This is a genomic window from Prevotella sp. P4-67, from assembly GCF_002251325.1.
GTDB lineage: Bacteria > Bacteroidota > Bacteroidia > Bacteroidales > Bacteroidaceae > Prevotella.
In genome coordinates this window covers 58662-70425 of record NZ_NPJL01000034.1, presented here as the reverse complement: position 1 = coordinate 70425, position 11764 = coordinate 58662, and the positions used below count along the sequence as shown (strand labels likewise).

Here is an 11764-nt window from a genome sequence, read left to right as displayed (position 1 = left end):
GAGTATATTCTTTTTTTCGTGGTAAAGTTAGTAAATATTTATGAATCAAGCATATACAAAGCTATTTTTCTAATGGCGGTCATTAGAAAATGACAAGAAACTTTTTCTAATGACCGATTTGGGTTTAATGGGGACGTATCTCGAATGGCACCCAAAATATGAACCGTCGTATGCGGAACCGCATGTACGGTGGTGTGAGAGGTCGGAAAACGAAAGTAGGAAGAAAACTACTTCGTTTTCCTCCTACTCGATTTATTGTTTCCATTACACTCCCGACGGTGGAGATGATAGATAGGACGGTGGAGATGATAGATAGGACGACGGAGATGACCCCGGCTTACTTGGTGACCACCTTGATGATACACTTGGGTTCACGCCCGGCTTCCTTGGCATACTTGACATAAGTCGCAGTACCCTTGTCCTTGATAATCGTCACCGAATCTATCTTGGAGGATGGCGTCTTCTTCATTTCCGAATAAGGCACTATCTTGCCATTGATGACGCAGAGCACATCCTCCTTCTTGTCTACACTTGTGCTCTGGGTTGTATTCACCGTGACGCTGTTGCCGTCGACTTTCGTCACGGTCGTAACCGTCTTCACGTCACTTATGGTTCTGCCTTTGGTCTTATAGTCGGAAGTGACGATGACGTGAATGTTGCGCACTGGCTCTATCGAGTATTTCACGATGGTCTTGCCATTGAGTTGACTGCCGTCAAAGTTTTCCACCTGGTGTCCATCTATCACATAGACCGCCTTTTTAATCTTCTGCGCACTCATGGTTGCGACAGAGAGTACTGCTACGAGCAGTAAGATAATCGTTCTTTTCATTTTGATATGATTTAGAAGTTTATGGATTGCGATATCAATTCTATGGATGACTCGCCCAAGCCCCGCCTGAGCATATACGAGTTGGAGTTACCATTGTCTGACACGGTACTGACCTTGAACTCGTCGTCGTGAGAAGAGATGACGATATCATCGGGCACCACATCGGCCAGCAGAGCCACCGCCTCCAGCAGTTCTGGGGTACTGATGCGCTCGGTCTGCTTTTCCTGCGCTCTGCCAGCAGACTTGGCGGGTTTGGGAGCCGTCTCTGCGCGAGGTTCTGCTGTCTGGGTCGGCACATTGGGCGTGGTCTCCACTACGCGCTTGACCTCAGCCTGCCGCCTAACCTCAGCCACAGGCTTCTGAGCCATCTCCCCGCTATTCCTCATCATGGGGATAGCGATTACCATGACCGCTACGGCACAGGCAGCCACCGCCCAGATCCACAGAGTTGCGCTCTTGCCTTTCTTTCGGGGAACCCGAGCCAGCATGGCGTCCTTTTCATCCTCACTGAAGTCATAGACATCGGTAGAGAAGCTGTCAAACAGCTCCTTAAACACCATCCACTCTTCGGGGATAGCCTCAGCCGTGCAGAAGTAGTCCGACAGCAGCTGTTCTTCCGACTCCGTTGTCAGTCCTTGGACAAACCTTTCAAGAAGTTTTCCTATGTTTTCCTTAGTCTGTATCATAACTCTGTCCCTTTCATTAGTTGTACGAGCGCCATCCGAGCCTTGCTTATCATGCCCCGGACCGACGACTCCGACGTTCCCATTATCTTGGCGATATCCGCATACTGCATATTCTCCACATTGCGCATCCTGAGCAATGCCCGTTGCTTGTCTGTGAGCGCTCGGATATTACGTTGCAGCCGTTGCCGTCCCTCCCGTTCCTCCAACTGTATCTCCGGATTGGCGTGCGAGGCCACCTCCCATGCCCCATCTATAGAGACAATCTGCCGCTTGTCGCGCAGCATGTTGAGCGATACGTTCCGGCAAACCACGGCAGCCATATTCCTCATCTTCGAGGCTTCTGCCACACGGTCTCTGACTACCCACAGCTTCACAAGAGTCTCCTGGACGGCATCCTCTGCGTCGTCTGCGTCGTTCAGATAGTGCCTTGCCTGCTTCAGTAGATTGCTGCGCAGACCCTCTACACCATGTATGAACTCTTGTATATCCATCGTCGCTAAGATTTGTTACTACTATAATAACACAAAAAGCCTGGTTTCGCTACCAGAGCAACCAGACTTTTTCTTTATAGTTGTCTACTAAGCCAACCAGATGGTCAAGCATAGCATTATGGATGCAACGATAATCCGTAGAAAACGTCGCAAGATTTGCGACAAAGTTAATAAATAAATGTCGCAACCACAAACAAAAGCAGGGAATTTAGATATAAAAAGACAATAGTACGACTCAGACGATACGCAACCGATGACAGCGCTGCGGGCATTACCATTAGCGGCGCCGTGACCACCATGGGCGGCTCGTAACTTATGACACGAGACCTCGTGCCTTATGATACGTAGGCTCGTAACATATGATAAGTGGACTCGTATCATAAGGCACGAACCGGCAACCGCCATGAACTCGCTTATTATCGACGGCTTACACGATATTCAACTACAACCCACAGCGATGCAGCACTACGCTCCATGACGGCGTCTGCCTTTCCTGCCGCTGCAAAGATGGACTAAGAAGAGGTGATTACGACTTTTTCCGCTGCAAGCATGGACCAAGCAAAGGCGCATACAACACTTATCGCTGCAAACATGGACAAAAAAAGATGCTTGCTGCCCTCTTGGCTGCAAACATCTATGCTAAAGTCTACGCCGCTACCCTGCTCCACCGCCTGCCTGACGGCTGAGAGGGCAGAGACGGTGGTTATCTCTTCATATACTCAGTGGGAGTGGTGCCATACGCCTTGGAGAAGCACTTGGAGAAGTAGCTGCTGTTGGAGAAGCCCACTGTATACATCACCTCCGACACGCTGAACTTGCCCTCCTTGAGCATGAGCGCCGCCTTGTGCATGCGTATGTCGCGGATATACTCCACGGGCGTCTTGCCGGTCATCGCCTTGAGTTTGCGGTAGAGCTGCTTGCCACCCATGCCCACGATTTCCTGCAGGGTGGTGACGTTGAAGTCTGAGTCTATCATGTGGGCTTCTATCGCCTCGTTGATTTCCGTGAGCAGACGCTGGTCCGCGGGGCTCAACTCGGGTTCCTCGATTTCCACCTTTTCTGCCTGGATGCCCAGATAGCTGTTGGTGAGGTCGAGTATCTCATCAAAAGAGCGATGACCCACCGCGCTCTTCAGGTCTTCGGCCAGTCGGTTGAAGAAACTCATACGTGCGTCGACCTGCTCGAGTATCTCCGCCTTCTGGCGGCGCTCCTCTGCCAGTCGCTTTCTGACCCACACAAACTTGAGGCTACCCCAGGCGATGGCGGCAGCCAGCAGGGTGTAGACGAGTTTGGCCCAGAGCGAGAGATACCATGGTGGCAGTATCGATATGTCGAGCCTGTAGACCTCGTCGCCGATATTGCCCTCGCCGTCAACGGCATGCACCGTGAGATGATAGCTGCCATGGGGCAAGCCGTTGTAACTTATGTCCAGATTGTGATGCGTCATATACTGCCAGTCGTGGTCGCTGCCCTCGAGGCGATAGGCATAGACCGCCGAGGGATGGTCTGAGAAGGGCAGGTCGGTAAGCTGCAGCGTGAAGTTGTTCTCGTCGCTCTCTATCACCAGTCTGTCCATGGTGCGCGGAGCCTGCTCGAGGGTTTTCACACGACCGTCGTCGCTGCCGGCTGCCCGACCGTCGGCCATAGCCCCCTGCAGCTGGCGGCCATTGACCATCACGCCAGCGAGCATGAGCCTCCGGGGATGGACGCTCGCTGTGGGCGCGTCGGCATTGAGCGTCACATAGCCGTCATTGCCACCCATCACCACCTGGCGCTGCGTGGGCGAATAGTAGATGGTCATGGGCGTGATGTCCTGGGGTATCTTGAACCTGAAGCTCTTGCCGTCGAGGCCGATGACACAGCACTCCTGACCGCTCACCACCCAGGTGCGCCCGTCGACATCGCTCATACATGCCACCTTGCCGCCTATCTGCCACTCGCGGGGCTTGACGGGCCATGTGGCTTTGCCCTCCATGACATAGCATCTCACCTTGCCATTGCTGCCCATCCACACATTGCCACGGGCATCAGCCATGATATAGTTGACCACATCGTCCGCGGGCACAGCCTCGACCTTCATGATCTTGGGATTGATACGGTCTACGTGGTTGCCGGTCGAAGCCCACACCATGCCCTGGGCGTCGGTCACCAGCTGGCCCACATGCAGCGCCGAGAGGGCATTGGCGCCGTGGTCGGCAAGATGCACATCGGCCACGAGCGTAGCCGTAGCCGACGGCGATGAAGCCGTGGCTGCAGTGACGGTCTGCACGAGCCGCTGGCGGTCTACGACGAAGATGCCGCCCATGTATGACGCCATCCACATGCGTCCCTGCCGGTCTTGGAGTATATCATAAGCCCACGCTGTGGAGTATCTGCGCGTGGGGTCGTAGACGATGAAGTTGCGCATCTGGCCCGAGCGGCTGTCATAGAGGTTGATGCCGTGGTCGGTACACACCCAGACGCCGCCCTCGCGGTCTTGATAGATTTTGCGCACGCGGTTGTGGCTCAGCGGGTGCTGGCTGTTGTTCTGCCGATACCATGCCTTGCCCTGTCTTATCACGCCATTGGTGCCACCCATCCACCATTCGCCGTCGCGCGTCTGGCAGAGAGCGTGCAGACAGTTGCCCTCATTAGACAGGGTAGCCTTGTAGAGCGGAGTATATATATAATAGGTATGGGACGACAGGCGCGACAGCCCGTTGTCGGTTCCTATCCACACATTCTGCCACTTGTCGACATAGCATGCCCACACGATGTTGTTGGGGATAGACGAGGCGTCGTGGGAGTCGTGCTGATAGTGGCTGATGGTACCACTGACAGCCATGGAGAAGAGTCCGTCGTCGGTGCCAATATACAGGGTGCCGTTGGCAGCAAGGGCAAAGCACTTGATGGAGTGACCGTTGAGGGCGTCGATACGGGTAAACGACTTCAACTGCAGGTCGGCGCGGTAGAGGGCGCCCTCGGTGCCTATCCAGTAGCAGCGGCGGTGGGCATCGTAGGCAAGGGCGTTGACCAGTGGCTGGGTGCCCTGGCAGAAGGCTATCTGCCTACGGCCGAGATAGAGTCCGGAGATGGTGCCCTTGAGCAGCCCTCTCCGCGTGGGAAGCAGGGCGTAGACATCGCTGCCATAGCCGTCGCTGCCATGACGCAGGTCGATGACGCGCAGCTCGGTGGGAGTCTTGCGGGTAGTGGTAGTGCCCGCAGCAGTGGCGGTACTGGGTCTATAGGCATAGGTGTCGAGGTCGAAGGCCTGCAGACCGTTGGCGGTGGCAAGATAGAGCATATTGGACTGCTGCGCCAGAGCATTTACGCGCGTATTGGCCACCGTACAGTCGCCGAAGTGGCGATAGCCGTGGTACCCGTCGTAGCTGAAGAGTCCGGCATCGGTACCTATCCACATCAGGCCCTGACTGTCCTGCATGATGGCGTAGATGGTCTGCGCTCCGTCGAGCGTGATGTTGGTAAACCGTTGTGCATGGAGCGCACAACAGATGATGTGCATGAATATAAACATGCCAATATGTCTGATAGTCTGCTTCATATACAACAAAAATACGCATTAAAAAGCACACTGGCAAACATATTGGCAAGAAAAAATCAACCGACTCTCAAAGTAACGGTTTTCTCGATATTGCGGGCAGCGCTTCTGACCCTCACGGTGACCTCGCCCGCCTGCTTCAGGCTCTGGACGATGAGCACCAGCTTGCCCGAGAAGAGCCGCATGCGGGGCTGGGTAAACGACTCGATCGAGGTGGCATCGCCGTTGCATGCCGCCTTGAACTCTCCGGCACCGCTGACCTCGAAGGTGAGCTCGTCGTCGGCAAGCGGACACTCGTTGCCATCGGCATCGAGCATGCTGACCGTGATGAAGGCCAGGTCGTGACCGTCGGCGTTGAGGGAGGCATCATGGTTGTGGTCGCAGCCCTCGACCAAGCACGCCACGGCGGTAGAAACGTGGTCGGGGCAGTCTACCTCGAGGCGTATCTGCGATGGCTCTCCGGCTGTACGGCGACAGTCTTCGCCCACCTTTTCTCCATACTGGTTGTAGGTGACCACGCGTATCTCGCCGGGTTCGTATCTCACGTCGTTCCATCTGAGGCGGTAACGGTCGAGACGGCTTGTCGGGTCCTTGCGCACACGCCCCTGGCTCTTGCCGTTGACGAAGAGCTCGCCCTCGACGCCGTCGGTGTAGCAGTATACGGGTGTCGGCTCTCCCTCACGCCCGCTCCAGTTCCAGTGGGGCAGCAGATGGGTGGTGTGTACACGACCATTCCAGTGGGCACGATACATGTAATAGCGGTCTTTGGGCAGTCCAGCCAGGTCGCAGATACCAAAATAGCTGCTGCGCGAAGGCCAGTAGGTGTCATAGGGCGTGGGCTCGCCCAGATAGTCGTAGCCCGTCCACACAAACTCGCCGATAACCCAGCTGTGGTCATCCTGCATCTGCCAGTCGTCGTCGGGCAGATTGCTCCACGAGCAATACTCGGTGTCGTAACTCGAACACTGGCCGTCGGGATAGGGATTGTTGTTGTGTGCCCCTACCCTTACCGGGAACTTGTATACTCCGCGCGAGCTCACGGTCGATGCCGTCTCAGACCCGAGCAGAAAACCCTGGGGCAACTGTGCCATATTGTTGTAATACTTGTGAACGCGGTAGTTGAAACCCGGCACATCCATCACCTGGGCGAAACCTGAGGCCAAGGATTCTTCGGCCCGGTCCATGCCCTGGGTGACAGGGCGCGAGGGGTCGTACTGGTGGCAGAGGTCCTGCAGACGGCGGGCGATGGCAACGCCCTCTTTGCTCCACTGCTCGGGTATCTCGTTGCCTATACTCCACATGATGATGCTGGGGTGGTTGCGGTGGTGCTTCACCAGATTGGTGATGTCTCTGTCGCCCCACTCCTCGAAGAAACGGGCGTAGCCGTTCTTGCACTTGGGATAGACCCACATGTCGAAGCTCTCGGCCATAACCATCATGCCGAGCGAGTCGCAGAGCTCCATCTGCATGGTAGAAGGCATGTTGTGGGCTGTGCGGATGGCGTCGCAACCCATGGCTTTCATCATCTTAATCTGGCGGATGAGGGCAGCCTTGTTTTCGGCAGCGCCGAGGGGTCCGAGGTCGTGGTGGAGACACACTCCCTTAATCTTACGGCTCACGCCATTGAGCTGGAAACCGTGTTCGCGGCTCACCGAGATGGTGCGTATACCGGTCTTGACGGTCTGCACATCGACCAGGCGGCGCCCCTCATAGCGGGCGAGGCTGAGCCGATAGAGCGTGGGCGACTCGGGCGACCAGAGTCGGGGCTCGGCCACACGGAGCGTAGTCTGGAGCTGGGGGGCGTTGCCCTGCAGCGTGTCGGCAGCCACCACCCTACCCTCGGCATCGGCCAGAGAGACCACAGTGTAGCCACGCTTGCCCATATTGCCTTGAAGCAGAGCGCTCACCTCGACCTGGGCCTCATCGCGGGTGGCACTGAGGGTGCGCACATAGGTGTCCCAGGGAGAGAAGGCGGCATCGCCATAGAGCTCGACATGGACCGGACGGTAGAGACCGCCACCAGGATACCAGCGCGAGCTCTCTTCGCGGTTGTTGAGATGCACCTCGACAAGATTGTCCTTGGAGCCAAACTTGACAAAGGGTGTGATGTCGATGCGGAAGGCGTTGTAGCCATAGGCCCAGCGGCCTGCCTCACGCCCGTTGACGCTCACCACGGGTTCGCTCATGGCTCCGTCGAACACCAGTACGGCGCGCTTGTAGCCCTTGGGCAACGCCAGACGCATACGGTAATATCCCTCACCTATCCAGGGCAGCGCGCCCGAGCGGCCCGACTTCTCGGTCTTCTCGGTCTCGCCGTTCTGCTCGATGGCGACCATCTGCAGATCCCACTTCTTGTCGAAAGGCCCCGATATAGCCCAATCGTGGGGCACCCGGACGGGTTGCCACGACTGGCCGTCGCGTGAGAAATCCCAGTCGGGGAGGTCGATAACACGGCTTACCTGGGCCCGGCACCCCGTGGAGAGGGCCAACATAAGTGTGGAAGCCAGCAGTAGGGCTTTTGCTATTATATTTTTCATTGTTGTCTATAATTGTTAGTCGGTTGTTGCATTATTCGTATTTCCAGGTCATGGCGTTGAGGTCGGCGGTGACGGTCACCTCGTTGCCGTTGACATCGTCCTTGAACCAGATGTTCCAGTTGCCGTCGGCTGTAGACAGCTTGAAGAGGTCTGAAGGGTCCGAACCGTAGTTGGCCTGTTGGTCATCCTTGCTCTCACCCACGTAGACAGTCACCACTACCGAGGCGCCGATGAGGGGGGCACCATTTTGTGCATCTGTCACTTTACCCTGGATGGTTCGAGTCTGTGCCAAGACTGGCAGACAGCCCATGAGCAACAATGCCACGAGAAGATAGCTTCTCTTCAGTTGTCTTAAGATTGCGTACATTTTAGTTACTATGTTAGGTTGTTGGTTTTTAACTATGCAAAATTAGCCAATAGGGTAAAAACAACAAGACATATATCAGACAAAGATAAAAATAAAACGGACACAAGTGGTCATTTCGCGCGTTTTTGTCCGTTTTGTTGCCAATATGACCGATATGTTGCCAAGAAAGACGGCCTCTTTTATCCACAATCGGACAAATAAACGACTGGGGGTTATCTTTTTTCCGACTTCAAAGTATGAAATGACAAATTCAAGACGCCAATGATATAATTCGTGATGTGCATTACACGTATCGTGCCATGAATGACAAATCTATCATACGAAAAAAAACGGTGCGAAACCAACGCTATTATTGTAATAATGTGTAAATTTGTCGGCAAGCAGTTTACTGCCTACTCAGATAAAGCCATAATCATGACAGACATAAAGGATAAGAAGATTGCCATATTCGGCATCAGCCGGCTGCGCATGGGAACCGACGGCAAGGGCATCACCACCCTGGTCGCAATGATGGGCTGCCCGCTGAAGTGCAGGTATTGCCTCAACGACCGCTGCCACTACGATGTGGGCGGCAACGGCGACGGCAGCGACGGCCACACCCTCACGCCCGGCATACACTGGGTCACGCCACTGGAACTCTACGAGATGGTGAAGATGGACAATATCTACTTCCAGACCACGGGCGGAGGCATCTGCTTCGGTGGCGGCGAGCCCACGACGCAGCACGCGTTCATCACAGCCTTCATCCCGCTCTGCCCCAGCCACTGGAGGTTCACGATAGAAAGCTCGCTGTGCTGCACCACCGATGCCATAGAGGCACTGGCGCCCCATATCGACGAGTGGATAGTCGATGTCAAGGATATGAACAGCTATATCTACAGAGAATACACCTCCGCCGAACCGGTAGTCAAGGAGCGGCTCGCCGAACTCATGAAGCTGGTGCCCGAAGAGAAGATTAGGGGCAAGGTGCCGCTCATCCCCGACTTCAACACCGATGCCGATGTAGAGCGGAGCGTCGACGAGCTACGGGCGATGGGCTTGACGCATATAGAGAGGACCGAATACATCGTCAAGCCATCCAGATAGCATATATATAATAAGATATAGACAGAGGGAGGATAGCTCCGCATTGACCGGCAGCCCCTCTACACGCAGACCGCCGCTGAAGTTGGCCCTCGGGCTTGTCTTCAGCGGCGGTCTGTTAGTATTTTTTGGCGGGAAGGTCATCTCGGCGGGCGGGGAGGTCATCTCGGCGGGGACAGAGACAATCTCGGCGGACGTGAAGACAATCTCGGCGGGCGTGGAGACATCACCCAGCGAAGCCGCGATGCAGCCCACCCTCGCTTCAACGCTTCAGCGCCTCGAGGATATGGTCTCTACACTGCTCCATTATCCACTTGGGCGTGCTCGTAGCCCCACATATACCTATGGTCTTGACTCCGTCGAGCCAGTGCAGGTCTATCTCCGACGGCTGCTCGATGTGGTGGCTGTTGGCGTTGACGCGCAGACACTCATTGAAGAGCACCTTGCCGTTGCTGCTCTTGTGGCCGCTCACAAAGAGTATCATGTCGTGGCGGGCGGCAAAGGCGGCAATGTTGGGCATACGGTTGGCAACCTGGCGGCAGATGGTGTCAAAGCTGCGGAAGGTGGCTTGGGGAGAGATATGCGCCTGGATGTAGGCTATGAGGGCATGAAACTCGTCGAGCGACTTGGTTGTCTGCGAGTAGAGGTAAATGTCGCGGTCGAAACAGAGATGGCTGGCGTCGTCAAGGTTCTCTACCACGATGGCGTTGCCATCAGTCTGACCCACGAGACCCAAGACCTCGGCATGGCCGTTCTTGCCAAAGATGACAATCTGTGCCTGGGGATTGTCGTCATACTGGCGCTTTATGCGGCGTTGGAGCTGGAGCACCACAGGACAAGTGGCATCGATGATTTCTATATGGTTGCGCTCGGCGGTGGCATAAGTAGCCGGCGGCTCGCCATGCGCACGCAGCAGCACCTTGACATCGTGGAGCTGAGACAACTGGCTGTGGTCTATAGTCTGCAGTCCCTGCAGATGGAGACGCTCTACCTCCATGCCGTTGTGCACGATATCACCCAGGCAGTAGAGCGTATCGCTGCGTGAGAGTTCTTCTTCGGCTTTGCTGATGGCGGTAGTCACTCCGAAGCAAAATCCGCTACCGCTGTCTATTTCTATCTGTATCATCAGGATAAGGATCTATCGTTTTACATCTACGGCTATCACCACCTTGGCATTGTCGGGGTCGTTGGTAATCATCAGTATGCGTGGACGAGTACGCACCTTGTGGAGCGCCGATGCCACGGCGGTCACGCGCAGACGAGCCGACGCGCCGGGAGCTATCTTGCGGGTCGAGAGCGACACCTCCAGTCCGGCGGTAAACATCTGTATGTTGCGTATCTCGAGGTCGGTGCGTCCGTTGTTGGTGATGATAATCTCGCCGCGCTTCTTCTTTTTACCGTCAAAGCTGCCCAGGTCGAGGTAGGTGGCAGAGAGGCTCATCTTGGGGGCATACTGACGGGTGGCGTCGGTGATATTCTTAAACGAGGGCAGCAGCACCGCCGACACCTCGATGGCCTTGTCGGCAGAGACGCGCTCACCGGGATTGCTGCCCAGGTAGATGGTGGTCTGGGTGAGTCCGAAGTCGCGCAACTTGTCTGACAGCAGCGTGAGGGTCACCACTCCGGGACGCCCGGCGGCTATCGTCGACGGCGACACTTGTGCCTCGAGATAGTTGGGTAGGTGCATCACCTGCGGGCTCACTGCCTTGGAGGTGGGGTTGAGGATATTGATGCGGAAGAAGGGTCGCTCGCCACGGTTGACGTCATCATATTCCACGTCGGTCTTGTCGACACGCAGGTCGCCGAGCTCGAGGGGGAAGTCGCCGGTATAGTCGATGACCTCTTCCACGACCACGCCACGCAGGGTGAGATACACGGGCTTATTGCCGCCATCGACATAGAGCGCCAGCTCTTTCTGGAAGTGTCCCAACTGACGGGCGTCATAGACAGCGCTTACCTTGAAGGTCTTGCCGTTGGCTATGGCCTGACTGGGGTAACTTGCCACTGTGCATCCGCAACTGCTGCGCACCTTGGCGATGGTTATGGGACGCCCGCTCTGGTTGCGGGCCTCAAACTGTACGGTCACGGGGCGGCGATACTGCACCTGTCCGCAGTCGATGGTGGGTTGGGCTACTGTTATCTTCTGTGCCATAAGCGCCATCGGCGCCACGCACAGCGTGAAGAGGGTCATCACCAGACGGTGAGAGTGTGAGGATAGGTTCATTATGGTCAT

General features: G+C 55.8%; 9 protein-coding genes. 1 reads left to right on the top strand and 8 read right to left on the bottom strand.

The features are described from left to right. Positions 1–337: 337 nt before the first annotated feature. The 6 genes from CIK92_RS05965 to CIK92_RS05940 form a co-directional block, all read right to left on the bottom strand. Positions 338–829: a hypothetical protein gene (locus CIK92_RS05965; RefSeq protein ID WP_144289353.1), complete on the bottom strand. Its 492-nt coding sequence runs from the start codon at positions 827–829 to the stop codon at positions 338–340. 11 nt (positions 830–840) lie between these two features. Then, on the bottom strand, positions 841–1515 hold the full coding sequence (locus tag CIK92_RS05960) for a hypothetical protein (protein WP_094388483.1): 675 nt from the start codon (positions 1513–1515) through the stop codon (positions 841–843). Then, complete coding sequence (locus tag CIK92_RS05955; protein ID WP_094388482.1) at positions 1512–2006, bottom strand: RNA polymerase sigma factor; 495 nt, start codon at positions 2004–2006, stop codon at positions 1512–1514. Before CIK92_RS05955 ends, CIK92_RS05960 begins: the two co-directional genes overlap by 4 nt. A gap of 703 nt (positions 2007–2709) precedes the next feature. Continuing rightward, positions 2710–5547, bottom strand: coding sequence for a two-component regulator propeller domain-containing protein (locus CIK92_RS05950; protein ID WP_094388481.1), 2838 nt, complete (start codon positions 5545–5547; stop codon positions 2710–2712). Between the two features lie 56 nt (positions 5548–5603). Further along, positions 5604–8081: a glycoside hydrolase family 2 TIM barrel-domain containing protein gene (locus CIK92_RS05945; protein ID WP_371594067.1), complete on the bottom strand. Its 2478-nt coding sequence runs from the start codon at positions 8079–8081 to the stop codon at positions 5604–5606. Between the two features lie 31 nt (positions 8082–8112). Next, positions 8113–8448, bottom strand: coding sequence for a hypothetical protein (locus CIK92_RS05940; protein WP_144289352.1), 336 nt, complete (start codon positions 8446–8448; stop codon positions 8113–8115). Between the two features lie 360 nt (positions 8449–8808). Here CIK92_RS05940 and CIK92_RS05935 point away from each other — a divergent pair, with 360 nt between their 5' ends. Further along, positions 8809–9534 carry a radical SAM protein gene (locus CIK92_RS05935; protein WP_158214743.1) on the top strand — a complete coding sequence of 242 codons (726 nt, stop codon included), beginning with the start codon at positions 8809–8811 and terminating at the stop codon, positions 9532–9534. Between the two features lie 259 nt (positions 9535–9793). Here CIK92_RS05935 and CIK92_RS05930 read toward each other — a convergent pair whose 3' ends face one another. After that, a complete protein-coding gene (locus CIK92_RS05930; protein WP_022311286.1) occupies positions 9794–10657 on the bottom strand; it encodes a 4-hydroxy-3-methylbut-2-enyl diphosphate reductase in 864 nt (287 codons plus the stop codon). A 12-nt stretch (positions 10658–10669) separates the two neighbouring features. Next, the gene (locus tag CIK92_RS05925) at positions 10670–11764 is read right to left on the bottom strand and encodes a DUF1573 domain-containing protein (RefSeq protein WP_254046007.1); all 1095 of its coding nucleotides are present in this window, start codon (positions 11762–11764) and stop codon (positions 10670–10672) included.